The 26,348-nt window shown below is 66.5% G+C and carries 24 protein-coding genes; 9 read left to right on the forward strand and 15 right to left on the reverse strand.

The window, feature by feature from the left end; translation table 11 throughout:
* Positions 1-35: 35 nt before the first annotated feature.
* The 3 genes from ACW176_RS04395 (at position 36) to ACW176_RS04405 (ending at position 3,387) form a co-directional block, all read left to right on the forward strand.
* Entirely contained in the window at positions 36-1,064 is a 1,029-nt protein-coding gene (locus ACW176_RS04395) for an aspartate-semialdehyde dehydrogenase (RefSeq protein WP_492056206.1), read from the forward strand.
* A gap of 94 nt (positions 1,065-1,158) precedes the next feature.
* Complete coding sequence (gene rarD / locus ACW176_RS04400; protein ID WP_492111040.1) at positions 1,159-2,070, forward strand: EamA family transporter RarD; 912 nt, start codon at positions 1,159-1,161, stop codon at positions 2,068-2,070.
* A gap of 33 nt (positions 2,071-2,103) precedes the next feature.
* Positions 2,104-3,387: a serine hydrolase domain-containing protein gene (locus tag ACW176_RS04405; RefSeq protein ID WP_492111041.1), complete on the forward strand. Its 1,284-nt coding sequence runs from the start codon at positions 2,104-2,106 to the stop codon at positions 3,385-3,387.
* Here ACW176_RS04405 and ACW176_RS04410 read toward each other — a convergent pair.
* The 5 genes from ACW176_RS04410 to ACW176_RS04430 form a co-directional block, all read right to left on the reverse strand.
* Positions 3,384-4,511 (reverse strand): serine hydrolase domain-containing protein, encoded by a 1,128-nt coding sequence (locus tag ACW176_RS04410; protein ID WP_492111042.1) that lies wholly within the window; start codon positions 4,509-4,511, stop codon positions 3,384-3,386. The two genes, ACW176_RS04405 and ACW176_RS04410, sit on opposite strands and share 4 nt — an antisense overlap.
* 9 nt (positions 4,512-4,520) lie before the next feature.
* Positions 4,521-5,369, reverse strand: coding sequence for a pyridoxal kinase (locus ACW176_RS04415; RefSeq protein ID WP_419319134.1), 849 nt, complete (start codon positions 5,367-5,369; stop codon positions 4,521-4,523).
* Between the two features lie 66 nt (positions 5,370-5,435).
* A complete protein-coding gene (locus ACW176_RS04420; RefSeq protein WP_492111043.1) occupies positions 5,436-6,524 on the reverse strand; it encodes a sensor histidine kinase in 1,089 nt (362 codons plus the stop codon).
* A gap of 113 nt (positions 6,525-6,637) precedes the next feature.
* On the reverse strand, positions 6,638-8,029 hold the full coding sequence (gene ahcY, locus ACW176_RS04425) for an adenosylhomocysteinase (RefSeq protein ID WP_419319136.1): 1,392 nt from the start codon (positions 8,027-8,029) through the stop codon (positions 6,638-6,640).
* Positions 8,030-8,128: 99 nt separating this feature from the next.
* Positions 8,129-9,631, reverse strand: coding sequence for a CYTH and CHAD domain-containing protein (locus ACW176_RS04430; protein ID WP_492111044.1), 1,503 nt, complete (start codon positions 9,629-9,631; stop codon positions 8,129-8,131).
* Positions 9,632-9,743: 112 nt separating this feature from the next.
* On the opposite strand from ACW176_RS04430, the gene bioB reads away from it, so the two are divergent.
* Positions 9,744-10,757 (forward strand): biotin synthase BioB, encoded by a 1,014-nt coding sequence (gene bioB / locus ACW176_RS04435; protein ID WP_492111045.1) that lies wholly within the window; start codon positions 9,744-9,746, stop codon positions 10,755-10,757.
* Between the two features lie 164 nt (positions 10,758-10,921).
* Here the strand turns inward: bioB and leuB are convergent, their stop codons facing one another.
* The 7 genes from leuB to trmD all read right to left on the reverse strand — a co-directional run bounded on the left by leuB (position 10,922) and on the right by trmD (position 16,940).
* Positions 10,922-11,974 (reverse strand): 3-isopropylmalate dehydrogenase, encoded by a 1,053-nt coding sequence (gene leuB, locus ACW176_RS04440; protein ID WP_492111046.1) that lies wholly within the window; start codon positions 11,972-11,974, stop codon positions 10,922-10,924.
* Between the two features lie 12 nt (positions 11,975-11,986).
* A complete protein-coding gene (locus ACW176_RS04445; protein WP_419319140.1) occupies positions 11,987-12,289 on the reverse strand; it encodes a putative quinol monooxygenase in 303 nt (100 codons plus the stop codon).
* A 147-nt stretch (positions 12,290-12,436) separates the two neighbouring features.
* The gene (gene leuD / locus ACW176_RS04450) at positions 12,437-13,045 is read right to left on the reverse strand and encodes a 3-isopropylmalate dehydratase small subunit (protein WP_492111047.1); all 609 of its coding nucleotides are present in this window, start codon (positions 13,043-13,045) and stop codon (positions 12,437-12,439) included.
* The gene (gene leuC, locus ACW176_RS04455; RefSeq protein ID WP_492111048.1) at positions 13,045-14,481 is read right to left on the reverse strand and encodes a 3-isopropylmalate dehydratase large subunit; all 1,437 of its coding nucleotides are present in this window, start codon (positions 14,479-14,481) and stop codon (positions 13,045-13,047) included. Before leuC ends, leuD begins: the two co-directional genes overlap by 1 nt.
* Before the next feature lie 341 nt (positions 14,482-14,822).
* Positions 14,823-15,539, reverse strand: coding sequence for a hypothetical protein (locus ACW176_RS04460; protein ID WP_492111049.1), 717 nt, complete (start codon positions 15,537-15,539; stop codon positions 14,823-14,825).
* A 267-nt stretch (positions 15,540-15,806) separates the two neighbouring features.
* The gene (gene rplS, locus ACW176_RS04465) at positions 15,807-16,199 is read right to left on the reverse strand and encodes a 50S ribosomal protein L19 (protein WP_419253760.1); all 393 of its coding nucleotides are present in this window, start codon (positions 16,197-16,199) and stop codon (positions 15,807-15,809) included.
* 3 nt (positions 16,200-16,202) lie between these two features.
* Entirely contained in the window at positions 16,203-16,940 is a 738-nt protein-coding gene (trmD, locus tag ACW176_RS04470; RefSeq protein ID WP_492111050.1) for a tRNA (guanosine(37)-N1)-methyltransferase TrmD, read from the reverse strand.
* Positions 16,941-17,067: 127 nt separating this feature from the next.
* Between trmD and ACW176_RS04475 the strand changes: the two genes are divergently transcribed.
* Together ACW176_RS04475 and ACW176_RS04480 are read left to right on the forward strand one after the other, a co-directional pair.
* Positions 17,068-18,540, forward strand: a complete 1,473-nt coding sequence (locus ACW176_RS04475; protein WP_492111051.1) for a hypothetical protein — start codon at positions 17,068-17,070, stop codon at positions 18,538-18,540.
* Positions 18,541-18,699: 159 nt separating this feature from the next.
* Positions 18,700-20,367 carry a TadE/TadG family type IV pilus assembly protein gene (locus ACW176_RS04480; RefSeq protein WP_492111052.1) on the forward strand — a complete coding sequence of 556 codons (1,668 nt, stop codon included), beginning with the start codon at positions 18,700-18,702 and terminating at the stop codon, positions 20,365-20,367.
* A gap of 38 nt (positions 20,368-20,405) precedes the next feature.
* Here the strand turns inward: ACW176_RS04480 and ACW176_RS04485 are convergent, their stop codons facing one another.
* On the reverse strand, positions 20,406-21,341 hold the full coding sequence (locus ACW176_RS04485) for an isopenicillin N synthase family dioxygenase (RefSeq protein ID WP_492111053.1): 936 nt from the start codon (positions 21,339-21,341) through the stop codon (positions 20,406-20,408).
* A gap of 183 nt (positions 21,342-21,524) precedes the next feature.
* Between ACW176_RS04485 and ACW176_RS04490 the strand changes: the two genes are divergently transcribed.
* A complete protein-coding gene (locus ACW176_RS04490) occupies positions 21,525-22,229 on the forward strand; it encodes a YiaD family glycine zipper/OmpA-like lipoprotein (protein ID WP_492111873.1) in 705 nt (234 codons plus the stop codon).
* A gap of 134 nt (positions 22,230-22,363) precedes the next feature.
* Here the strand turns inward: ACW176_RS04490 and ACW176_RS04495 are convergent, their stop codons facing one another.
* Both ACW176_RS04495 and kefF read right to left on the reverse strand, forming a co-directional pair.
* Entirely contained in the window at positions 22,364-24,265 is a 1,902-nt protein-coding gene (locus ACW176_RS04495; protein ID WP_492111054.1) for a monovalent cation:proton antiporter-2 (CPA2) family protein, read from the reverse strand.
* Between the two features lie 3 nt (positions 24,266-24,268).
* Positions 24,269-24,868 carry a glutathione-regulated potassium-efflux system oxidoreductase KefF gene (gene kefF / locus ACW176_RS04500; protein WP_492111055.1) on the reverse strand — a complete coding sequence of 200 codons (600 nt, stop codon included), beginning with the start codon at positions 24,866-24,868 and terminating at the stop codon, positions 24,269-24,271.
* A 111-nt stretch (positions 24,869-24,979) separates the two neighbouring features.
* Between kefF and ACW176_RS04505 the strand changes: the two genes are divergently transcribed.
* Together ACW176_RS04505 and ACW176_RS04510 are read left to right on the forward strand one after the other, a co-directional pair.
* Positions 24,980-25,705: a CoA transferase subunit A gene (locus ACW176_RS04505; protein ID WP_492111056.1), complete on the forward strand. Its 726-nt coding sequence runs from the start codon at positions 24,980-24,982 to the stop codon at positions 25,703-25,705.
* Positions 25,705-26,346, forward strand: coding sequence for a 3-oxoacid CoA-transferase subunit B (locus ACW176_RS04510; RefSeq protein ID WP_492111057.1), 642 nt, complete (start codon positions 25,705-25,707; stop codon positions 26,344-26,346). Before ACW176_RS04505 ends, ACW176_RS04510 begins: the two co-directional genes overlap by 1 nt.
* Positions 26,347-26,348: the final 2 nt, after the last annotated feature.

The following is a 26,348-nucleotide window of genomic DNA, read 5'->3' on the forward strand; positions in this document are numbered from 1 at the left end:
CGTTTCGGGGCGGAAAAGTCAGATTGGAGACCGCTATGGGTTACCGGGTCGCCGTGGTCGGCGCCACGGGCAATGTTGGCCGTGAGATGTTCAATATCCTCGAGGAGGTGAAATTCCCCGTCGATAAAATGCACGCCATCGCCAGCCGCAAATCCATTGGCGTCGAGGTCTCGTTCGGCAATCAGATCCTCAAGTGCGAGGACCTGGCCCAGTTCGACTTCAGCACGGTCGACATCGTGCTGATGAGCGCCGGCGGCGCCATCTCCAAGGAATGGGGCGAGAAGATCGGCGCAGCCGGTCCGATCGTCATCGACAATTCCAGCCACTTCCGGATGGATCCGGACGTGCCGCTGGTGGTGCCGGAAGTGAACCCGGACGCCGTTCTGAAGATGCCCAAGAACATCATCGCCAACCCCAACTGCTCGACCGCGCAGCTGGTGGTGGTGCTGGCCCCCCTGCACGCCGAAGCCAAGATCAAGCGCGTGGTCGTCTCGACCTACCAGTCGGTGTCGGGCGCAGGCAAGGAAGGCATGGACGAGCTTTGGGAGCAGACCAAGGGCGTGTTCGTCCTGGGCGCGCCGCCCCCCAAGAAGTTCACCAAGCAGATCGCCTTCAACGTGATCCCCCACATCGACAGCTTCATGGAGGACGGCTTCACGAAGGAAGAGTGGAAGATGATGGCGGAGACCAAGAAGATCCTGGATCCGTCGATCAAGCTGGTCGCCACCTGCGTGCGCGTGCCGGTCATGGTCGGCCACGCCGAGGCGGTGAACATCGAGTTCGAAACCCCGCTGGACGAGGACGATGTCCGCGAGATCCTGCGCGACGCCGACGGCGTGGAAGTCATCGATAAGCGCGAGGACGGCGGCTACATGACGCCCAAGGAAAGCGCCGGCGAGTTCCCGGTCTATGTCTCGCGCATTCGCACCGACCCCACCGTCGAGAACGGCATCGTTCTGTGGTGCGTGGCCGACAACCTGCGCAAGGGCGCCGCGCTGAACGCCGTGCAGATCGCCCAGCTTCTGCATGACAAGGGTCTGATCAAGCAGAAAACCCCGGCCTGAACCCCCTTCCGCAACACGCGGGTGGCGGATTTGGGGGCTCCCGGGACTTAAGGTCCCGGGAGCCCTTTTCGTTTGTGATTGAAGGACCAGCGCCATGTCGGCGGATACAGGCAAGAGCCCGGACGAAGCCCGGACAGCGGTGATCGCTGCGGTGGGCTGCTACATGCTGTGGGGCTTCCTGCCGCTGTATTTCCACCTGTTGGCCAAGCTGGGCGTCGGCTCGTGGGAGATGATCGCCCACCGCACCCTGTGGGCGGCGCCCTGGGCCTTCATGGCCGTGCTGCTGGCCAGGCAGGCGGGACAGCTGGCGGCGGTGCTGCGCCAGCCCAAGACCCTGCTGATCCTGGCCTGCTCGACGGCGGCCATCTTCATCAACTGGACGATCTATGTGTTCGCGGTGAACGCAGGACAGGTGATCGAGGCCAGCCTGGGCTATTACATCAATCCGCTGATGAACATGGCGGCCGGCGCGATCCTGTTCCGTGAGCGGATCAGTCGCGAGGGCGCCATCGCCATCGGTCTGGCCGTGGTGGGCGTGGCGATCCAGACCACCGCCCTGGGCCATCTGCCGGTGATCTCTCTGGGCCTGGCCCTGAGCTTCTGCGCCTACGCCATCCTGCGCAAGCAGGTGAAGGCCGACGCCCAGACCGGCCTGTTCGTCGAGTGCGCCTATCTGGCCGTGCCGGGCCTATTCTATGTGCTGCACCTGCAATCGACCGGCGCCGGCCACTTCGGCGGCGGGGCGGGCGTGACCACCCTGCTGCTGCTGGCCGGCCCCGCCACCGTGGTGCCGCTGGCCCTGTTCGCCTGGTCGGCGCGGCGCATGCCGCTGAGCGCCATGGGCTTCCTGCAGTTCCTGGCCCCGACCCTGCAGTTCGGGGTCGGAATCGCCCTGGGCGAGGCTGTCACGCCGATGCGGGCGTTGTCCTTCGTCTTCATCTGGCTGGGCGTGGCGGTGTTCGCCTACGGGGCCTGGAAGCGGACGCGGGTGGTGGCGACGGCCTGATCCGGCCTAGGCTGGCGGGATCGGAGACCTGCCATGCCGACTCGACGCCTGATCCTCGCCGCCGGCGGCGCCCTGACCCTGGGCGCGGCCCGGACCGATCCCTTCGACGACCTGCTGAGCGGCCAGGGCGTGGCCGCCGCCGCGATCCCGGCCCTGGCGGGGACTGCCTTCGACAGACAGCGCGACCGGCAGGTTGTCGCCCGGGGCATGGCCGACGTGGCGAGCGGCCGGCCGATGGCCGCCGCCTCCCCGGCGCGGATCGCCTCGATCTCCAAGCTGGTCACCGCCCTGGGTTTCATGACTCTGGTCGAGGCGGGAAAGGTCGGGCTGGACGACGACGCCTCGGATCTGCTCGGCTTCACCCTTCGACATCCGGCCTTTCCCCGGGCGGCCATCACCCCCCGCCGCCTGCTGTCGCACACCAGCGGCCTGCGCAACGGGCCCAGCTACCCCGTCGCTTTCGGGCGTCCGCTCAGCGCGGCCCTGACCCCTGGAGGCGTCCAGTGGGACGACGGCGCCTGGTTTGGGCCGGCCAGCGAGCCGCCGGGCGACTGGTTCGTCTATGGCGACGTCAACTATGCCGTGATCGCCCAGATGATCGAGCGCGTCAGCGGCCAGCGCTTCGATCATTTCATGCACCGCGCGGTGTTCGCGCCCCTGGGCCTGTCATGCGGCTTCAACTGGAGCGGCGTCCCGCAGGCGGCTCGCGATCGCCGAGCCATTCTCTATCGCAAGGCGCCCTCCGATGAGGGGCCGTGGAACGCCGCCGGCCCCTGGATCGCCCAGCACGACCAGACCGTGCCGCCCGCGCCCGAAGCGATGGTGCGCATCGCGCCGGAGGCCGGCGGACGGACCCTGTCGGACTATGAGCCCGGCGAGAACGGCTTTGTCTTCGCGCCCCAGGGCGGCCTGCGCGCCTCGGTGCTGGATCTGGCGGTCATCGGCCGAGTGCTGGCTGCGCGAGGCGCGCCGCTGCTCAGGCCCGACACCTTCGCGACCCTGATCGAACCGGCCTGGCGCCTGGATCCCAAGCGCCCCAACGGCGATGGCTATGGCGGCCTGATGGTCGCCTATGGCCTGGGCGTTCAGACCCTGACCGGCGGCGCGGGCGATGGCCTGTTCGAGGGTTGCGCGGGCTGGATTGGCCATCCGGGCGACGCCTATGGCCTGACCTCGGGCCTGTGGGTCGACCCGCGCGCCGGGCGTGGCCTGGCCTATCTGATCACCGGCCAGGCCGCGTCCTTGGCCGACAACAAGGGCCGCTCGCAGCTGACCCGACAGGAGGAGCGGCTGGCCGGCCTGCTGGCCCGGACCTAGAGCGAGGCGTAGGCGGCCTCGATCAGCCGCACCGCGCGGGGATCGCCGATCAGGGCGTTACCCTGCTTGTTCATCACATAGGATCCGGACACGCCCGTCGTCGGATCGGCGAAGGCGCACGAACCGCCCCAGCCCGAATGGCCGAACGCCTCGGCGGTCGGGCCATAGAAGAAGTTGGGCGTGTTGCGCATGAAGCCCGCGCCCCAGCTGATGTCGTAGGGCAGCACCAGGTCCCGGCCGACGATGCGTTCAGCGGTCGCAGCCTTGATCCCGGCCGGGGTGATCAGCGACTTGCCGTCCAGCACCCCGCCATTGGCCAGGGCGCCCATCAGCCGCGCCAGGGCCGGCGCGGTGGCGTGACCATTGGCCGAGGGGATCTCGACGCGGCGCCATTCGTCGGTTCCCCGGCCCGAGGGCGCCGCCCACGCGGTCATGAAGGCGGCCTTCACGGCGGCGTTCATCTCGCCGAACTTCGGCAGGGTCGTGGGGCGCATCAGTTCGGCGGTGCGCGCGTGCTCGCTGTCGGGCAGACCGATCCAGAGGTCCAGGCCAAACGGCTGGGCGATGTCCTCGCGCAGGGCCGTGCCCATCGTCCGGCCATCGACGCGGCGGAAGATCTCGCCGGCCAGATAGCCGAAGGTGACCGGATGATAGCCGCTGGCCGAGCCGACCGGGAACAGCGGCGCCATGGCCGCCAGCTTGGCGCAGGTGGCGTCCCAGTCGAACCAGATGGCCGGATCGGTCTCGTCGGGAAAGCCCGACAGGCCGGCCTGGTGCGACATGGCCTGCTCGACCGTGATGTCCTGCTTGCCGGCCTGGGCGAACTCGGGCCAGACATCGGCGACGGGCTGGTCATAGGCCAGGCGACCTTCGTCGACCAGGCGAGCGACCATCAGGGCCGCGACGGCCTTGGTGGTCGAAAACAGCGCCGTCAGGGTTTCGGGACCGAAGGGGACCGTGCGCTGACGATCGGCAAAGCCGCCCATCAGGTCGACGACGATCTCGCCCTCGACGGCGAAGGCGAACCGGGCCCCCAGCTCGCCGCCGTCCGCGAAATTGGCCTCGAACACGTCGCGGACCCGCGAGAAGCGGTCGGCGCAGACGCCGGTGATGTCGACGGTCATGGAAGCTCTCTAGGCTAGTCGCTCGATACGCACGGTGGGCGAGGTCTGCTTGATCCGCGCGCCCATGGCCACGATCGGCAGCTCCGGCGCGTTCCAGATATTGGCGGCGGTCACGGTCTCGGCCACCCCGCCGACGGCGCGGGCTAGGCCGTAGGACAGGGTCTGGCCTTCCAGGATCGAGGCGGCGTAGAGGGCGGTCAGCAGGTCGCCCGTGCCGTTGGGCGAACGCTCGGCCTTGGCGTGGGCGGCCAGCCAGGCTTCCTTGCGGTCGGCCAGAACAACGCCGATCTCGGCCCCGCGATGGACGGACGAGACCAGGGTCGGCTTGCCCAGCAGGCGGGCGGCGCGCATCGCCGATTGCGGATCGCGGGCGTCGGCCCCGGTCAGCTTCTGCAGCTCCCAGGCATTGCAGGCCACCACGTCGGCGCGGGGAATCAGCTCGGCGGCGATGGCCTCGGCCACCTCGGGCAGCACATAGAGGCCCTTGCCGGCGTCGCCCATGGTGGGGTCGACGATGATCGAGGGCTTGCGGCTGGCGGCCCCTTCGCGGGGCGCCTCGCGCACGGCGTCGATGGCCCGGGCGGCGGCGCGCACCTGGGCGGCGCTGGCGAAATAGCCGGTGATGACGATGTCGGTCAGGCCAAACAGACCATTGGCCTCCATGCCGTCGAGCATGCCTTCCAGAACCTCGATCGGCACGGGCGCACCGCCGGGCACGCCCCAGCCGGGGTGGCGGCCGAACAGCACGGTCGGGACGACCATGGAGTCGATGCGGAACTGGACAAGCGCTGTGGCCTGGGCCGATGCGCCGACGCGGCTGCCGGCGACATGGCTGGAGATGATCAAGGCGAGTGGCATGGCAAGCGGCTTACCGGACCATGGCCAACTTGAACAGGGCGTCGCTGGGCCTATGCGGCTATGCGCTCAGGAAATCGGCGAGTCGGTCTCGCCCCTGGCGTCGGCCCGGACCACCGCAGCGGCGCGGTGCGGGCTGATCTGGTCGGCGACGAGTGAGGCCCAGGCCGCCGGCTCTTCGCCGCTGACCGACAGCGGCAGCTGCATCGCGCACTGCACGCCCTGTGGCAGATAGTCGATCCGCGCCTGACCGCCGCTTTCCTGGCCGAAGGTTCGGGCGATCAGGCGGGTGCCAAATCCCGTGCGCGCCGGCGGCGTGACCAGGGGCCCGCCCAGCTCGCGCCAGAGCAGGCTGATCTGGCGTGCGCCCAGCTGGTTGTGCGACAGGTTCCAGGCGATCTCGACCTGACCGCTTGCGGTGGAAAGGGCGCCATATTTGAGCGCGTTGGTCGCCAGTTCGTGCAGGGCCAGGGCCATGGCCACCGCCTGCTGCGGGCTGAGCCAGACCAGAGGGCCGTCGATCCTGAAGCGGCTGATGTGCTTGTGATCATGGGGGGCCAGCGCCTGCCGCACGATGGCGCCGAGATCCGCCCCCGCCCAGCTCTGGTGGACCAGCACGTTGTGGGCGTCCGACACCGCCATCAGGCGATTGGTCAGGTCGTTGCGGACGGCGGGGTCGACCTTGGCGGCGCGCAGCGTCTGCTCGGTGATCGACTGCACCGTGGCCAGGGTGTTCTTGATCCGGTGGTTGAGCTCGTTGAGCAGCAGCACGCGCTGGTCCTCGGCCAGCTTGGCCGGGGTCTCGTCGCGGAGGATCTTCATCAGGCCGGTCAGTTCCGGCTCGAAGATCGCCATGGTCATGCCATTGCCCCAGAAGCGGGCGCCGTCCTTGCGCAGGTGCCAGCGGGTGTCCTCGGCCCGGCCCATCTGCTTGGCGTTTTCGAGCTCCTTGCTGTCCGCGCCGGTTTCCCGGTCGGGGATGGTGAAGAGTTCACCGAAGGACATGCCGATCGCCTCCTCGCGGCTATAGCCCAGCACGGCCTCGGCGCCCCGGCTCCAACTGGTCACCCTGCCCTCAAGATCCATCGTGAAGATGGCGTAGCCGAGGGCGTTCTCGATGATCAGCCTGGCGAGTCTGGCGTCGTGCTCAGCGGACATTGGGGGCTCCTGCCGCCCTATCAATACGACAGCGAGGCTTTCGGTTCCCGGTCCACGAAAAAGGCCCGCCGCGTTTCCGCGAGCGGGCCTGATCGGTTCGCCTTGAGGCGATGCTAGTAGCGGTAGTGGTCCGGCTTGAACGGGCCGTTTTCCGGCACGTTGATATAGGCGGCCTGATCGGGGCGCAGGGTCGAGAGCTTGGCGCCCAGCTTTTCCAGGTGGAGGAAGGCGACCTTCTCGTCCAGGTGCTTGGGCAGGGTGTAGACCTGGTTCTCGTACGAGGCCTTGTTGGTCCACAGTTCGATCTGGGCCAGGGTCTGGTTGGTAAAGCTGGCGCTCATCACGAACGAGGGGTGACCCGTCGCGTTGCCCAGGTTCACCAGACGGCCTTCCGACAGCACGATCAGCTTCTTGCCGTCCGGGAATTCCACATGGTGGACCTGCGGCTTGATCTCGTCCCACTTGTAGTTGCGCAGGGCGGCGATCTGAATTTCGCTGTCGAAGTGGCCGATATTGCAGACGATGGCGTTGTTTTTCATCATCCGCATGTCGTCCAGCGTGATGACGTCCTTGTTGCCCGTCGCCGTGACGAAGATGTCGGCCTTGGCGGCGACGTCCTGCAGGGTCTGGACTTCATAGCCTTCCATCGCCGCCTGCAGGGCGCAGATCGGATCGACTTCGGTGACGATCACGCGGGCGCCGCCCTGGCGCAGCGAAGCGGCCGAGCCCTTGCCCACGTCGCCATAGCCGCAGACCACCGCGACCTTGCCCGACAGCATGACGTCGGTGCCGCGACGAATGGCGTCGACCAGGCTTTCGCGGCAGCCATACAGGTTGTCGAACTTGGACTTGGTGACGCTGTCATTGACGTTGATGGCCGGGAACGGCAGGTCGCCCTTGATGGCCATCTGATACAGGCGGTGGACGCCCGTGGTGGTTTCTTCCGACACGCCGGTGATGGCGTTGCGGATGGCGGTGTAGAAGCCCGGCTTTTCGGCCAGGTACTTCTTCATCACGGCGTAGAGGGCTTCTTCTTCCTCGTTCTGCGGGTTGTCGAGAAGGGTCGGGTCCTTCTCGGCCTTGGGGCCCAGCACGCAAAGCAGGGTGGCGTCGCCGCCGTCGTCGAGGATCAGGTTCGGATAGCCGCCGTCATGCCACTCGAAGATCTTGTGAGCATATTCCCAGTACTCGACCAGGTTCTCGCCCTTGAAGGCGAACACCGGCACGCCCGAGGCGGCGATGGCGGCCGCAGCGTGGTCCTGGGTCGAGAAGATGTTGCACGACGCCCAGCGGACTTCAGCGCCCAGGGCGGTGAGGGTCTCGATCAGAACGGCGGTCTGGATGGTCATGTGCAGGCTGCCGGCGATGCGGGCGCCCTTCAGGACCTGGCCCGGGCCGTATTCGGCGCGGGTGGCCATCAGACCGGGCATTTCGGTCTCGGCGATGGCGATTTCCTTGCGGCCGTAATCGGCGAGCGAGATGTCCTTGACGATGTAGTCGGCCACGGTCGGCTCCTGCGGTCGGTGAAGATCTTGCGGGGCTTATAGCGCGAGCGACCCTTCCGGGCAATTAACGCATAAAGATATCTTTATATGGGCCAGGCTTCACCAGAAGACCTTTGCGTCGGCGAAGGCGTCGCGGGCCTTGCAGGCCTGGCGCAGCAGGCGTGCCTCGTCGCCGCTTCTGACCAGTCGCCCGGCCGCGAGGCTCGCCTCGGGTTCGCCGCTGGCCAGGGCTATGCTGCGCGCCAGTTCGGGACCCACATGCAGGTCGTTGAGGTGACCCAGGGCGTCCTGCAGGGCCTTGGTCGCCTCGATGAAGCGTTCGGCGCGCCGGGGGTGCTCTGGGAACAGGCCGGCCAGGTCCGCGGCGGCATAGCGCAGCGTCTTGCCCTTCAGGCGCAGGCGATGGCGGGTCGGCGGATCCAGGTCTTTGAGGTGCGCGCTCTTCTTCACCAGAACATGGCGACGATGCTTGAGCATTCCGGCGGCAAAGGCGGGCGCCGGCCCGTCGCGGACGGCGGCCAGGTCCGGGGCGGCGGTCCAGGATCCGGCCTCCAGCCAGGCGGCGGCCTCCAGCAGCAGGGCGCGGCCGCGAGCGCTCTCCAGCGCCGCCTCCATGCGCAGATAGGCGCTGGCCTGGGCCGCCAGCAACGCCCGCCCGAAGGCCGCCGCGCCCTGCGCCTGCGAGTCCGCCGAGGCCGGTCGCCAGACCTCGGCGATGAGGACATCCAGGTCCCGGGCCGTGTCCAGTTCGCCGGCCAGCCAGCTGAGTTCGCCGTCCAGGGCCACGGCCTCCGGTCCGGTCGACAGCGGCCTGAACGCCTTGAGCAGCGCCCGCATGCGGCGCGCGGCGACCCGCAGCTGATGCACGCCCTCGGGACCGGGGCGCTCGCGCAGAGCCTCGACATTGGCGCACAGCTGTGACAGGGCCGCGCGTCCCACCGCCTGCAGGGCCTCGCCGACGCTCATGTCCACAGTCAGCTGGGCGGGCGAGCGGCGCATCTCAGGAGCAGGCTGGCCGGAGGCGGCCAGGCCGTAGCCGCGCTCGGCCTTGCTGACCAGCGACAGGCGCAGCGCAACCCGCTGCGCCAGTTCACGCGCCAGGTCGAACAGCGCCGCCGGCGAACCGGCCTTCAGCTCAAGCTCAAGTTCACAGACCGGCGCCCGGCGCGTCTGGCCGATCAGTTCGCCGCGATCCACCACCGCCTCGATCACCGTCTCGCCCCGGCGGATCATGCGCACCGTGCGCTCGACCTTGGTGGTGAACACCGGGTGCAGGACCTGGCCATTGACCACCGCCGCCGCCGGCGTCGCCGCCAGGGCCGCATCGTCCGGACCCGGGCCGGCGATCGCGGTCTCCCACTCGCCGCGTGCGAAGATCCCGCCCGCCGAAGCCGATTTCAGGGTCTGCTTGCGGCCGCCTTCCCCGTCGCGAACGCGCAGGCCAAAGCCCGCCCGGCGCAGGGCGTGATCGGCGGTGTCGAAATAGGTGGCGTCCAGCTGGCGGACGGCGCCCTCCCCGTCCCCCTCGCCACTCAGCAGGGTCAGAATCTCGTCGGCCGCCTCGGAGGCGATCAGGAATTTCAGCTCGATTTCTCGATCCATGTTCCCATCCTGGCCCTTGGCCCGGCCGCTGGCGCGCTGTTCGGCCGCTAAGGCCTATGGCGCGACGGCGGCGTCTTGCCAAGCGGCATTACGCGGTTCAAACGTGCGCGCCATGACGCAAATCAACGCCGCACAACCCCGTCACGACTGGACCCTGACCCAGGTCGAGGCCCTGTTCGATCAGCCCTTCATGGAGCTGGTGTTCCAGGCCGCTAACGTCCACCGCGCCGGATTTGATCCCTCTGAAGTGCAGCTTTCGCAGCTGTTGTCGGTCAAGACCGGCGGCTGCGCGGAAAACTGCGGCTATTGCAGCCAGTCCGCCCACTTCAAGACCGGCCTGAAGGCCGAGAAGCTGATGGACGCCGATGTCGTCATCGCCAAGGCCCGCGCGGCCCGCGACGGCGGCGCGCAACGCTTCTGCATGGGCGCGGCCTGGCGCGAGCTGAAGGACCGTGACCTGCCCAAGCTGGCGGCGATGATCGGCGGCGTCAAAGCCCTGGGCCTGGAAACCTGCGCCACGCTTGGCATGCTGACGGCCGAGCAGGCCAAGTCGCTGAAGGACGCCGGCCTCGACTACTACAACCACAACCTCGACACCGGCCCGGAATACTATGCCGACGTGGTGACGACCCGCACCTATCAGGAGCGCCTCGACACCCTGGCCCATGTCCGCGACGCCGGCATGAGCACCTGCTGCGGCGGCATTGTCGGCATGGGCGAGACCCGCCGCGACCGCGCCAGCCTGCTACACCAGTTGGCCACCCTGCCCAGCCACCCCGACAGCCTGCCGATCAACGGCCTGGTGCCGGTCAGCGGCACGCCGCTGGGTGACCGGATCCTGAAGGATGGCGACAAGGCCATCGACGCCATCGAATTTGTCCGCACCATCGCCGTGGCCCGTATCGTCTGCCCCCGGTCCATGGTCCGCCTGTCGGCCGGCCGCGACGAGATGAGCCGCGAGCTGCAGGCTTTGTGCTTCCTGGCCGGCGCCAACTCGATCTTCGTCGGCGGCAAGCTGCTGACCACGCCCCTGCCGGGCCAGGACGAGGACAGCGCCCTGTTCCAGGACCTGGACCTGCGCCCGATGGGCGTGCGCCAGCCGGCGCAGGCCGTGGCGGCGGAGTAGCCGCAGGCCGCTACTGCCCCCGCCGATCGCTTCGCTGTCGTCCTCCCCCTGAAGGGGGAGGCGGCCGTCAGGCCGGTGGGGGAAGACCCCGCCGAGGCAGCAGCACTACCCCCTCCGATCGCTTCGCGATCGCCTCCCCCTTCAGGGGGAGGACTTTCCGCGCCCTACAGCCTGGCCAGAACCGCGTCGCCCATCTCGACCGTCGACAGCGAACCGCCCAGGTCGCGGGTGCGCGCGCCGCCGTCCAGGGCCGCCTTGACGGCGCCCAGCAGGGCGTCGGCGGCGTCGGCCTGGCCCAGCGACCAGCGCAGGGCCATTTCGAACGACAGGATGGCGGCCAGCGGATTGGCGACACCCTTGCCGGCGATGTCGGGGGCCGAGCCGTGGATCGGCTCGTACAGGCCCGGCTTGCCCGGTGCGCCCAGCGCCGCCGAGGGCAGCATGCCCAGCGAGCCGGTCAGCATGGCGGCGGCGTCCGACAGGATGTCGCCAAACAGGTTGTCGGTGACGATGACGTCGAACTGCTTGGGCGCGCGGACCAGCTGCATGGCGCAGTTGTCGGCCAGGATGTGCTCCAGCTGGACATCGGCATAGTCGCGGGCGTGCAGCGCGGTGACGACCTGCTTCCACAGCAGGCCCGACTCCATGACATTGGACTTCTCGGCCGAGGCCACGCGGTTGGTGCGGCCCCGGGCCAGCTCGAAGGCGACGCGGGCGACACGCTCGATCTCGGCCGTCGTATAGACCTGGGTGTCGACGCCGCGCTTCTGGCCGTTGCCCAGATCCTCGATGCCGCGCGGCTCGCCGAAATAGACGCCGCCCGTCAGTTCACGGACGAACATGATGTCCAGGCCCGAGACCAGCTCGCGCTTGAGGCTGGAGGCGTCGGCCAGGGCCTCGAAACAATAGGCCGGACGCAGGTTTGCATAGACGTCCATCGCCTTGCGCAGGCCCAGCAGGCCGGCTTCCGGGCGCAGGTGGCGGGGCGCGGCGGCCCATTGCGGCCCACCGACGGCGCCCATCAGCACCGCGTCGCTGGCCAGGGCCCGGTCACGAACCTCGTCGGTCAGCGGCGTGCCGTGGGCGTCATAGCTGGCGCCGCCGTAGATGGCCTCTTCGACCTGGAGGTCCGGCGTCAGCGCCTCGGCGACGCGGCGAACCTGGGCGCAGACCTCGGGACCGATCCCGTCGCCGGGCAGCAGGAGAAGCGTGGACATAGGAGGCTCTCTTCAGATTTCGCGGTAGGCGGAAACGTCAAATGACGACATGCGGCGCTCGCCCAGACCCAACTCCGGCCAGCAGGCGCGCCAGGCGGCCATGTGCGGGCTGGCGCGGTGGAAGGCCAGGGCGTCTTCGTCGACGAAATGCTCATAGACCCGGATCAGGCCCGGATCGAGCGGATCCTCGGTCAGGGCGTAGTCCAGGCAGCCCGGCTCGGCCCGGCTGCCCTCGACCTGAGCGCGCAGGTGCGGCCGCAGGTCGGCCAGGCGTTCGGGCGGGAGGCGGACGGTGCCGGCGAGGATGATGGTCATGTCAGCACTCTCTCCCTTCCCCCTCGATGGGGGAAGGGCGGGGATGGGGGTGAAGGCGGTTCAGGATGTGGCGATGCCGAGCCGAAGCCCGCTGGCGGTGTCACCCCCACCCCTGCCCCTCCCCCATCCAAGGGGGAGGGAAGAGATCTAAACTTCCAGCCAGGGCTCGCTGATCGCCCGCTTGCTCTCGTACAGATCGATGTCGGCGCCGTGCATCATCGTCTCGCCGATGAAGTCCAGGCCGCGCAGCATCTTGTCCTTGCGCACGGGGTCGATCTGGAAGGCGAAGGTCCTGCCTGAGGGCGAGATCACCGTCTGGGCTTCCAGGTCGATGCTGACCATGTGATTGCCGCCCTTGGCCTCGTCCATCAGGACGGCGATCTCTTCGGGCGCCAGCACCACCGGCAGCAGGCCGTTGTTGAAGCAGTTGTTGTTGAAGATGTCGGCGAAGCTGGTCGAGATCACACACATGATCCCGAAGTCCATCAGGGCCCAGGGGGCGTGCTCGCGCGACGATCCGCAGCCGAAATTGTCGCCGGCGATCATCACGCTGGCGCCCTTGTACTCCGGCCGGTTCAGGACGAAGTCGCTGATCTCGTTCCCCTCGCCGTCGAAGCGGAAGTCGTAGAACAGGCCCTTGGCCAGGCCTTCGCGTTCCACCGTCTTGAGGAACTGCTTGGGGATGATCTGGTCGGTGTCGATATTGGCCAGAGACAGCGGGACGGCGCGGCCGTCGAGACGGGTGAAGGCCTGCATCAGACGGTCTCCGACAGGAAGGTGCGCACATCGACGAGATGCCCGGCGATCGCCGCCGCCGCCGCCATGGCGGGGGAGACCAGATGGGTGCGGCCGGCGCGGCCCTGGCGGCCTTCGAAATTGCGGTTGCTGGTCGAGGCGCAGCGCTCGCCCGGCTGCAGCTTGTCGGGGTTCATGGCCAGGCACATCGAGCAGCCCGGCTCGCGCCAGTCGAAACCGGCGGCCTTGAAGATGGCGTCCAGGCCCTCTTCTTCCGCTTGTTCCTTCACCAGGCCAGAGCCCGGCACGACCATGGCCGTGACGTGGTCGGCGACCAGCCGCCCATGCAGGAAGGCTTCCTGCACCACGGCGGCGGCGGCGCGCATGTCCTCGATCCGGCTGTTGGTGCACGAGCCGATGAAGACGCGGTCGATGCGCGCCTCACTGATCGGCTGGCCGGCGGTGAGGCCCATATAGTCCAGGGCCCGGTGGGCGGCGGCGCGCTTGTCGGGGGTGGGAAAGCTCTCCGGATCGGGCACATTGCCGGTGACCGGGATGACGTCCTCGGGGCTGGTGCCCCAGGTGACCATTGGGACCAGGGTCGAGGCGTCGATAACGACCGTGCGGTCGAAGACGGCGTCGGGATCGCTGAAGAAGGTCTTCCAGTGGCTCTTGGCCATGTCCCAAGCCGCGCCCTTGGGGGCGGCGGGCTTGCCCTGGATATAGGCGTAGGTCTTCTCATCCGGCGCGATCAGCCCGGCCTTGGCGCCGCCCTCGATGGTCAGGTTGCACAGGGTCATGCGGCCTTCCATCGACAGGGCGCTGATGGCCTCGCCGGCGAACTCGATGACATAGCCGGTGCCGCCGGCGGTGCCGATCTCGCCGATCACGGCCAGGGCGATGTCCTTGCCGGTGACGCCGGGGCCAAGCTGGCCGTCGACCCGGACCAGCATGTTGCTGGACTTCTTCTGGCGCAGGGTCTGGGTGGCCAGGACGTGCTCGACTTCCGACGTGCCGATGCCATGGGCCAGGGCCCCGAAGGCGCCGTGGGTCGAGGTGTGGCTGTCGCCGCAGACGATGGTCATCCCCGGCTGGGTACGGCCCTGCTCGGGCCCGACCACATGGACGATGCCGTTGCGGATATCGCCCATCGGGAAGAACTCGATGCCGTTGTCCTTGACGTTGCGGGCCAGGGTCTGCAGCTGCAGGCGGGCCTCTTCGTCGGCGACAGCGTCGACCCCCAGGGCCTGGCCCTCGGTGGGGATATTGTGATCGGCCACCGCAAGGGTGCGGTCGGGACGGCGCACCTTGCGACCGGCCGCGCGCAGGCCGGCGAAGGCCTGCGGGGTGGTCACCTCGTGGATCAGGTGCAGGTCGATATAGAGGATCGCTTCACCATCAGCCTCGCTGACGACGTGAGCGTCCCAGATCTTGTCGTAAAGGGTTTTGCCGGACATGGCGGGGATATAGGGCGGATCATGCGTGAAAATCCAGTCCCGGGCCGGGCCGGCGACAATTTCTTGCCGGGCGTGGCCGACTGGCGACTTCGCTGAACAAGAAAGGGCGCGCCCCGCTCGCGTGAGACATGGGAGCGCGCCCTGTTGTCATTTGGTTTCGAGACCTGAGGTCCTTGAAACCGGCCACACCCTGGAAGGGAGCGGTCTGAAACCCCGTCGCCGAGGCGGTGGGGGTGAGGAGACGGTCCTCCCAAACCAACGATCTGTCAAGATGGGTGCTACTGCACTCAAGCTTGGGTATCAGTTTTGGGAACATCGCAGCTGCGAAGTCGTGGGCGGCGTTAGGCTTTGATTTCGATCAGCTCAGCAGCCTTAAATGTCTCACCCCATATTTGAGGCGGCTCTCCTGCTGAGGAGAAAAATTCATCACAGTAATCACGAATTCTCACGGTAATATTCACCACAGCGGCGAGGCGATATTCTATAGTTTTGCTAGATTCTATCTCTTCTGTTGTTTCGAGGCGATCCCACTCCTCCTCGGCGACGCGAAAATTGGTTTCAATCGACATCATCATTTGCTCGATGACGTACCAAGTCTTGGAAAGACTAGATTCTCCCAGTTCGATAATGGGGAATCGCTCCAGTTTTCGACAAAGATTCTGATACATGCGTCGTTCGGGAGCGAGATTGTATCGGCTCTTACCTTCTGACCGATTAGCGTAGGTGATCGCAATTTGATGCGCGGTCATTTCTACGATTTGCGCTGCGGACCTGCGGAGAGCGCGGCCAGCATGTTCTGTCGCAGCACGCTTCGCGTCATCATCAATTCGCTGCCGTTCTAGCGCCTGGTTTAGCTGCCGATCTGTATTGTAGAGGGCGGCCACGATCGCGAGGAGTGTTGCCGAGCCGGAAAACCAAGGCGCGTAGCCAGGGTGGTCGCCTAGGAATTGGAATGGTCCGTAGAAGTGCGGAGACAAATCCATAAGCCCGAAAACAACAAGGACCGCTGCGGCGATTGTTCCAATCGTTCGCAGTTGATTGAAAAGTGCGTTTTCCAAGTGATCTCCCCATCGCGAATCTCGCAGAAGCAGCATGGCTGAGGTCGCGCAACTCACCAGCTTTGTATGGTGAAGGCGACCAGGTAGCAGCCGCTGGCGGATAGCGCGTGGCCAGCATATGGAAACCATCCGCGCTTACGCATTCTGCCCAGGACGGGGCGCAGTGCGTCTGATCAGACACCCGCCTAAGGGTCACAACCAGCATATCATAAGAAAAAGGCCCCGGCGTTTCCACCGGGGCCTCGTTCAGGTCGCAGAAAGGGCAGCCTATTCGGCGGCGCCCTTTTCCTTGCGGATCGTCTGGCGTTCGGCGATCCGGGCCGACTTACCGCGACGGTCGCGCAGATAGTAGAGCTTGGCGCGACGGACGACGCCGCGACGCTTGACTTCGATGCTTTCGATGTTGGGCGACAGCAGCGGGAACAGACGCTCCACGCCTTCGCCGAACGAGATCTTGCGGACGGTGAAGCTCTCATGGATGCCGGCGCCCGAACGGGCGATGCAGACGCCCTCGTAGGCCTGAACGCGTTCGCGCTCGCCTTCCTTGATCTTCACGTTGACGCGCAGGGTGTCGCCGGCCTGGAAGTCGGGGATCGCCCGGACGGCCAGCAGACGCGCAGATTCTTCCTGCTCGAGTTGCTTGATGATGTTGATAGCCATGTCTCAGTCTCCTTTGGGCTTACCCTTGGTCGGGCCGCCTTTTGCCTGTTGATTGGCGAGATGCGCTTCCCAAAGATCGGGCCGCCGCTCGCGAGTGGTCTCTTCACGCATACTGTTGCGCCACTGGTTGATCCGCTTGTGATCGCCAGACAGCAGCACCTCGGGGATATCCAGTCCTTCGAACGTCCGCGGTCGCGTATATTGCGGATGCTCGAGGAGGCCGTCCTCGAAGCTTTCTTCCAGCGTGCTCTCGATGTTCCCCAGAACCCCCGGGGCAAGTCGAACGCACGCCTCGATCACGACCATCGCCGCCGCCTCGCCACCGGCGAGCACCGCGTCTCCGACCGAGACCTCCTCGAACCCCCGGGCGTCGAGCACCCGCTGGTCCACCCCCTCGAAACGGCCGCACAGGACGATGATCCCGGGCGCCTCGCTCCATTGCCGAACACGCGCCTGGGTCAGGGGCCGACCCCGGGCGCTCATGTACAAAAGCGGCCGCCCACCGACCTCCACGCTGTCCAGCGCGGCGGCGATGACGTCCGCTTTGAGTACCGCTCCCGCGCCGCCACCCGCAGGGGTGTCGTCGAGGAAGCCGCGCTTATCCTTGGAAAAGGCCCGAATGTCCAGTGTTTCCAATCGCCACAGGTCTTCCTCCTTCCAGGCGGTCCCGATCATCGAGACGCCGAGCGGGCCGGGGAAGGCCTCGGGGAACATGGTCATGACGGTGGCGGTGAACGGCATGGCCGCTGTTTAGCGCCCGGCGAAGCGCTTGTCGAAGCTGACCTGGGCCAGGGTCGGTTCAGTGTTGGCGGATTGTACACGAAGATCGGGGCATAGGAGACCTTGTCAATCGGTCGGGATAATCGTCATGAGCGGTCCACGCTGCCTTCTCCCGTCGCCGCGCGACGCCCTTCGCCGGCTCGGCCGTCGCCTGCGGGCCAGCCAAAGCGGCGCGGTCGCGGTGCAGTTCGCCTTTCTGGCCCTGCCGATCGCCCTGCTTGGCTTTGGCCTTCTGGACATGAACAGGGTGAGTATCCAGCGCCGGCAGCTGCAAGACGCCCTGGATGCCTCGACCCTTTTCGCCGCCCGGGCCAACGCCACCACCGACGCCCAGCTCGACACCGTCGGCGACGCCGCCTTTGCGGCGGAGATTGCCGGGCTCGGCATCGTCGTTCCCGCCAGCAACTCGACCTTCAAGGGCGGCGCGGACAATTCGGTCATCGGCACGGTAAAGTCCGACCTGAAGCCGATCATCGCCAATCTCTGGACCAATGCCGACGTGTCCGTGACGGCCCAGACGACGGTGAAACGGGGCCAGGACGCGCCGGTCGAACTGGTCATGGTGCTGGACACCACCGGCTCGATGGCCGGCGCCAAGCTGACGACCCTGAAAACCGCCGCGACCTCTTTGGTCGACAAGCTGACGGCCGACAGCACCGCCAATGTGAAGATCGGCGTCGTGCCGTTCGGCCAGTACGTCAATGTCGGCATCGCCAACCGCAACCAGAGCTGGATCAACGTTCCGGCCGACTACACCACGACGACCACCACCAAGGGCACCTGCACGACGGTCTCCACCAAGACCACCTGCCAGACCCAGACCTATGCCTGCACCAAATACACCGACGGCGTGCCCTATTCCTCAACCTGCAGCCGGTCGATCAATTGCGTCACGACGCCGATCACGCCGGTGACCACCTGTACGGCTGACAAGGTGACCACCAACACCTTCAAGTTCCTCGGCTGCGTCGGCTCGCCCGCCTATCCCAAGAACGTCAATGATACCGACCCGCTGCGGGTCTATCCCGGCTTCATGAACCTGAGCTGCGCGACGCCCTTCACGCGCCTGACCAGCACGGTGTCGACGGTCAAGGCGGCGATCACGGCGCTGACGGCCACCGGCGACACCTATATTCCGTCCGGCCTGGCCTGGGGCTTCAACATGCTGTCCCCGGCCCAGCCCCTGACGGACGCCGCCGCCTATGACAGCACGGGCCTGAACCGCAAGCCGCGCAAGGCCCTGGTGCTAATGACGGACGGCGCAAACTCCAAGCTGATGAACGCCGGCAACGGGCGACACGACGTCTCGCCGTCGCCCAACCCCAGCAGCCCGGCAACCCAGGCCAACACCTACACGGCTGAACTCTGCGCCAACATCAAGGCCCAGAAAATCGAGGTTTTCACCGTTGCCTTCAATGTCACCGATACCGGCATCAAGAATATCTTGAAAACCTGCGCCACCGATGAAAGCCACTATTTCGACGCCACAGACACCGCAAATCTTCTGAAGGCCTTCCAGGACATCGCCGACGCCCTGCGTAGTCTTTACATTGCAAAATAGAATGATTGCGGAAACCACAAGACCAGCCCCCGGCGCGTGCGGCGGCTCCACTTCAGGAGCCGCAGGGGATGCGCGCGACAGCCAGGCGGCTTTCCAGGTCACCATCAAAATTTGCCAACTGTTCACCAGTTTAACCCAATTTGGGTAACACGTAGCAGGATGGCCTCAGTGCTCCATTTCCGAAAGCGCGCCTCGGCCGGCCTTTTCAAGCGCTTGCGCGGCGACGAGCGCGGGGCGGTGGCCGTGCAGTTCGCCTTTCTGGCCCTGCCGATCTCCATCCTGGCCTTTGGCCTGCTGGACATGAACCGGCTCAGCGTTCAGCGCCGCCAGCTGCAGGACGCCCTGGACGCCGCCACCCTGATGGCCGCCCGCTCAACGGCGACCACCAATTCGGGACTCGATACGGTCGGCGATGCGGCCTTCGCCGCCGAGATGGCCGGCCTGGGCCTGACCCTGACGACCGCCAACACCACCTTCGTGTCCGGAACAGGCAACAAGGTGATCGGCTCGGCGTCCGTGACCGTCACGCCGATCATCTCCAACCTGTGGACCAACGGCAATTCGACCGTCACCGCCAGCTCCGAAGTGCTGCGCTCGGTCAACAAGCTGGAAGTGGCCCTGGTGCTCGATAACACCGGCTCGATGGACTATGACCTGGGCTCGGGCGGCAAGAAGATCGACGCTCTGATCGACGCGTCCAAGGACCTGGTCGACACCCTCTACGCCGCCGCCGCCCGCGCCTCGGAGACCGATGCGGTCAAGATCGCGGTCGTGCCGTTCTCGATGACCGTCAATGTCGGCTCGACCTATTCGTCAGCCAACTGGATCACCGGGACGATGCCGGACCAGGCCTATTACGGTCCGGACGTCTTCGCGACCTCGCAGAACCGCTTCACCATGATGACCCAGACGGGGACCACCTGGGCGGGATGTGTCGAGAGCCGGCCCCATCCGTATGACATCACCGACGACGCGCCGAGCCCCTCGACGCCGGCCTCGATGTTCATCCCGTTCTTCGCGCCCGACGAGCCCGACGACAACACGGTGAAGTACCCGTCATCGTCGTCGAAATATCGCGACTCCCGCGTCAGGAACAACGGTGAGATCTACAACAACTGGATCACTGACGACAAAACCAGTTCAACCGACTGGTTCACGCGCCAGGGCGAAGTCGCCAAGTACGCCACCGGCAACAAGTCCAAGGTGATCAGCCAGGCCAAGACCGGCACAGACTACGGCCCCAATGACGGCTGCGGGATCGCCAGCGTCCTGCGGATGACCAATGTGCGCACCAGCGCCGGGGCCACGACGGTCAAGGACAAGCTCGACGACATGGTCGCTACCGGCAACACCAATGTCGCCATGGGCATGGTCTGGGGTTGGCACATGGTATCGCCCAACGCCCCGTTCGCCGACGGCTCGGCCTATGGAACCAAGAATGTCAGCAAGGTCATCGTCCTGCTCACCGACGGCGACAACGTCATGAGCGAGACCGGCAACCCCAATGACTCGACCTATAGCGGCTATGGCTATGTCTGGCAGAAGCGGCTGAAGAACGCCTCGAACGTCTCGCTCGACACCGGGGCCAGCGGAGCCGATCGCCGCGACGCCATGGACAGTCGCCAGACCAAGACCTGCGCCGCGGCCAAGGCCAAGGGCGTGATCATCTACAGCATCGGCGTGGGGGTTTCGGACCACTCCAAGGTCGTGCTGCAGGGCTGCGCCTCCACCAGCGACAAATACTATGACGTCACGAACGCAGACCAGCTGACCGCCGTGTTCGACGCCATCGCCGGCTCGATCCAGAACCTGCGCATCTCGAAGTAGGGGTAGCGCTCTCCTCCCGAAGGAGGAGAGGACGGCGACTAGGCCAGCTTGATCTCGCGCAGCCGCTGCTGGAGGAACTCATCAGCGGTGATCGACTCCGGATAGCGGTCCGGGTTTTCCGGCGTGATGCAGCCGGGCAGGGTCTTGATCTCGTAGTCCGACGCAAAGTGCAGGAAGAACGGCGTCGAGTAGCGCGGGATGTGACGGCGCTCGGGCGGCGGGTTCTGCACGCGGTGGATCGTCGAGGGCAGGACGTGGTTGGTCAGGCGTTCCAGCATGTCGCCGATATTGACGACGATGCAGCCCGGGGGCGGATTGATCGGCAGCCAGTCGCCGTTGCGGTCCAGCAGCTCCAGACCGCCCTCCTCGGCGCCCATCAGCAGGGTGATGGTGTTGATGTCGCCGTGCGCGCCGGCCCGCACGCCCGTGGCGTCGATCGGGATCGGCGGATAGTGCAGCAGGCGCAGGACGCTGTTGCCGTTCTCGATGGTGGGCTTGAAGAAGCTTCTGTCCAGCCTCAGATAGACGGCGATCGCCTCCAGCACCTTGCCGCCCATGGCGTCGAGGGCGTTGTAGAACCACGACACGTCATGCTTGAAGGCCGGGATCTCGGCCGGCCAGACATTGTCGGCCATGGTGGCGCGGAACCGGTGGCCGGCCGGCAGGTCGCGGCCCATGTGCCAGAATTCCTTCAGGTCATGGTGGGTAGCGCCCTTGGCGGTCTCGACGCCAAACGGGATATAGCCCCGCGCGCCGCCCTTGATGCCGGCATAGTGCGTCTTGATGTCGACCGGCAGGGCGAAAAAGGCCTTGGCGTCCGAGATGGCCGCGTCGATGCGGGCCTGATCCAGATCATACTCCGACAGCACGGCGAAACCGTAGCGCTCGAACGAGGCGCCCAGAGCCTGGGAGAAGCCCTCAAAGTCCTTGCTGTACAGCGTGAAGGAGACCGGTTCGATCGCGGACGTGGACACAGGGCTAAACCTTGGAAATTAGTAAGTCGGGGCTTACTACACCGGGAAACGTCCGGAACGAAGACCCGTTCATCGTCGGGTCATGTCGCAGGATGGAACTTGACCATGAGCGAGGCGTTTGCGTTCTCGATGATCAAGCGTGAGCACACGCACCGGACCTGAACACGGAAGACCACGGCCATGATGATGAAGAAGACTGCGCCCCAAGAAGGCAAGAAGCGAGCTTTGCTCGCGGGTGTTGCGCTGCTGATGGGGGCCGCCGCCCTGACCGCCTGCACCACCACCGATCCCTATACGGGCATGCCGGTGCGCAACAACACCGGCACGGGCGTGCTGAGCGGGGCCGGGGTCGGCGCGGTGCTGGGCTATCTGACCAACACCAATTCGGGCGAGCAGGGTCGCAAGAACGCGCTGATCGGCGCGGGCATCGGCGCCCTGGCCGGCGGCGCGGTCGGCAACTACATGGACCGTCAGCAGGCTGACTTCCGTCGCAGCCTGGAAGGTTCGGGCGTGATGATCCGCCGCAACGGCGACCAGATCGTTCTGGTCATGCCCAGCGATGTGACCTTCGCCGTCGACCAGTCGGACGTGCAACCGCAGTTCACCCGCGTGCTCGACGACGTGGCCCGCACCCTGAACGCCTATCCCCAGACCACCATCGACGTCGTCGGCCACGCCGACAGCAGCGGCCCTGACGCCTATAACCAGACCCTGTCGGAACGCCGGGCCAGCTCGGTGGCCAGCTATCTGGTCGGCGCCGGCCGGGTTCTGGGCGACCGCGTCTTCGTGGCCGGCATGGGCGAACGCCAGCCGATCGCCGACAACGGCTCGGCCGAAGGCCGCAGCCAGAACCGCCGGGTCGAGATCGTTCTGCGCCCGATCACGTAGTCGTTTTCAGGTGGCTGCTCCCCCTCTGGGGGAGCTGTCGCGGAGCGACTGAGGGGGCTAATGCGGCCTGTGCCGTGATGGCCCCCTCCGGCCCTCTGGGCCACCTCCCCCGCAGGGGGAGGATCTTCTTCCCCCTACTCCGCCCCTTCCTTCTCGGCCCGCTCGCGTAGTTCCTGCTCCAGGCTGGCCGTATCCCACGCTCCGCCGGCGTCGCCCGGACGCAGGCGCGACAGGTCGGCGGCCAGCAGGCGATCCATCGTCTGGGCGGCGTCGCGCGAGGCCAGGATATAGGCCTCTTCCTGTCCCCACATCGGACGCAGCTCCTCGAAGGTGCGTCGGTCGTGATGGCGGAAGAACGAGGCGGCGCGGTGCGCGCGGTGGGCGCGGAAACCCAACTTCTGCAAGGCGGTCTGGCCCAGGGCCAGGGCCGATTCGAAGGTCTCGCGCTCGACCGCGTCGGCGCCGTTGGCCAGCAGGTCATAGGCATGACGCCGGTCCCAGGCCCGGGCCAGGATCACCAGGTCTGGAAAGGCCTTGCGAGCGGTCTCGACCAGCTCGACCGTCTTTTCCCGATCATCCAGGGCCACGATCAGCATCCGGGCCCGCTCGATGCCCGCCGCGCGCAACAGGTCCATGCGCGTGGCGTCGCCATAATGCACCCGACGGCCAAAGCGGCGCAGCAGGTCGATCTGCTCGATATCGCTGTCCAGAACCGTCGATCGGAAGCCGTTGGCGGTCAGCAGGCGGCCGGTGATCTGACCGAACCGTCCGAAACCGGCAATGATGATGTCGGGCTCGCCGTCGTCGAAATCGCCCGTATCGGGCGTGACATCGGCGATGGCCGCGTCCATGGCGTCGGCGACCCGCTCATACAGGATCATGGCCAGCGGCGTCAGGGCCATGGAAACGGCCACGGCGGCGGTGAGCAGGGCCGCCAGTGTGGCGCCGATCACGCCGGCCCCGACCGTGAAGGTCAGCAGCACGAAGGCGAATTCCCCGCCCTGGGCCAGGGCCGTGGCCACGGCGGCGGCGCCGCGCAGCGGAGCGCCAAACAGCCGCGCCAGACCCAGCATGACCAGGAACTTCAGCACCATCAGCCCCAGCACCAGCCCGATCAGGGTCAGGGGCTGGCTGGCGATCAGCGGCAGGTCGACGCCCGCGCCGACGGTGATGAAGAACAGGCCCAGCAGCAGGCCCCGGAAGGGCTCGATGTCGGTCTCCAGCTCGCGGCGGAACTCGCTCTCGGCCAGCACCACCCCGGCCAGGAAGGCCCCCAGCGCCGGCGACAACCCGACCATCTGCATCAGGCTGGCCACCCCGACCACGATCAGCAGGGCCGAGGCGGTGAAGATCTCGCGCAGGCGGGCCTTGGCGATGAAGCGGAACAGCGGCCGCACCAGATAACGCCCACCCCCGACCACGGCGCCCACGGCGGCGAAGACCGACAGGCCCTGGGCCCAGATCGGCAGGTGCGAGACCAGGCTGACGGCATGGCCGCCGGCGTCGCCATGCACAGGCGGCGCGATGGTGGCCAGCAGCGGCAGCAGGGCGAACATCGGGATCACCGCCAGGTCCTGCAGGAGCAGGATCCCGAAGGCGGCGCGACCGACCGGCCCTTGCCTCAGGCCCTTTTCGTCCAGGGTCTGGAGCACGATGGCGGTGGACGACATGGCCAGCACCATGCCCACCGCCAGGGCCGTCTGCCAGGGCAGGCCCAGCAGCATCGAGACGCCGGCGATGGCCGCCGAGGTGACCACCACCTGCGCGCCGCCGAAGCCGAAGATCGCCTTGCGCATGTCCCACAAGGTGGAGGGCTGAACCTCCAGTCCGATCAGGAACAGCAGGATGACGACGCCGAACTCGGCGAACTGCATCACGTCGGCCTGGGCGCCGATCAGGGACAGGGCGTGGGGGCCGATGATGACGCCGGCGATCAGATAGCCCAGCACCGAGCCCAGCCCCAGCCGCTTGGCGATGGGCACCGAGATCACGGCCGCGCCGAGATAGAACAGGGTCTGGGTCAGGAAGGATTGCATGGCTCAGACCTCCAGTGTCTTCGGGAGAAGCGAGGCGATCCGCGCCTTGTAGCGCTCGGCCTCGGCCTTCAGCGCCGCGTCGTCCTTGACCGCCGCGCCATGCACGACGAAGGGCGTCTCCCAGACCATGCCGCACAGGTGGGCAGTCTGTTCCAGCGGCCTGAGGAACTCGTCCATCGTGAAGCGATTATAGCCCTGGGCGTGATAGGCCTTGGCGCTGGCCCCCGTGGTGCAGGCGACGAACAGGCGCTTGCCGACCAGGGCCGCGCCGTCCTCGCCATAGGCAAAGCCGTGCAGCCAGACCAGGTCCAGCCACTCCTTCAGCAGGGCCGGCGTCGAATACCAGTACAGCGGGAACTGCAGCGCGATCACGTCATGGACCACCAGCGAAGCCTGTTCGGCCTCGATATCGATCGCGAAGTCGGGATAGGTCTCATAGAGGTCGCGATAGCTGACGCCGGAAAGACCCTTGGCAGCCTTGGCCAAGGCCCGATTGGCGCGAGACCGTTCAAGCGCGGGATGGGCCAGAACCAGCAGCACACCAGAGGTGGCGGGCGCAGCGGCGGCGGTGCTAGCCTCGCCCCGGGTTTCGTGAGCGTTCAAGCGGCGTCTCCCGGTGTCGGATTTTTATTCATCAAGGGTTGAATTTCTTTGGTCGCCGGGCGAGACCCTTCGCCAAACATCGGCATGCCAAAGGCTGGTGACGGAGGATCCATGGTCGACAAGGTGCAGACAGATGCGGTCGAGGCCCTTTCAGGGCTGCTGTTCGACGGCATGACCATCATGGCCGGAGGCTTTGGCCTTTGCGGCATTCCGGAAAACCTGATCGCGGCGATCCGCGAGACGGGGGTCAAGGACCTCACGGTCGTCTCCAACAATTGCGGCGTCGACGGCTTTGGCCTGGGGATCCTGCTGGAGAACCGCCAGATCAAGAAGATGATCTCGTCCTATGTGGGGGAGAACAAGCTGTTCGAACAACTGTACCTCAGCGGCGAGCTGGAACTGGAGTTTAATCCGCAGGGCACCCTGGCCGAACGCATTCGCGCCGGCGGCGCGGGCATTCCGGCCTTCTTCACCAAGACCGGTGTCGGAACCCTGGTCGCCGAGGGCAAGGAAGTCCGCGAGTTTGACGGCGAGCTCTATGTGATGGAGCGCGGCCTGACCGCTGACCTGTCGATCGTCAAGGCCTGGAAGGCCGACGCCGAGGGCAACCTCGTCTATCGCAAGACCGCCCGCAATTTCAATCCGATGATGGCCACGGCCGGCAAGGCCACCGTCGTCGAGGTCGAGGACATCGTCGCCATCGGCGCGCTCGACAAGGACAACATCCACACCCCCGGCATCTATGTCGACCGGGTGGTGAAGGGCGCGAGGTTCGAAAAGCGCATCGAGCGCGTCACCACGCGCCCCAGAGAACAAACGACCAAGGAAGCCGTCTGATGGCCTGGACCCGTGACGACATGGCCGCCCGCGCGGCGAAGGAACTGCGCGACGGCTTCTATGTGAACCTGGGCATCGGCATCCCGACCCTCGTGGCCAACTACATTCCCGAGGGTATGAGCGTCACGCTGCAGAGCGAGAACGGCATGCTGGGCATGGGCCCCTTCCCGTTCGAGGGCGAGGAAGACGCCGACCTGATCAATGCCGGCAAGCAGACGATCACCGAGCTGGACTCCAGCTCGTACTTCTCGTCAGCCGACAGCTTCGCCATGATCCGCGGCGGCCATATCGCCCTGTCGATCCTGGGCGGCATGCAGGTGTCGGAGACCGGCGACCTGGCCAACTGGATGGTGCCCGGCAAGATGGTCAAGGGCATGGGCGGGGCAATGGATCTGGTCGCCGGCGTCAAGCGCGTGGTGGTCGTGATGGACCACTGCGAGAAGTCGGGCGCGCCCAAGCTGCTCAAGGCCTGCTCGCTGCCGCTGACCGGCGCCGGCGTGGTGGATCTGCTGATCACCGAGCTGGGCGTGTTCGAGATCAATCGCGGCAAGACGCCCGTACGGCTGATCGAACTGGCCCCCGGCGTTACGGTCGATGAGGTCAGGGCCAAGACCGAGGCGGCCTTCGAGGTCGCGATCTAGTC

This window comes from Caulobacter sp. FV1ye13L, assembly GCF_058681155.1.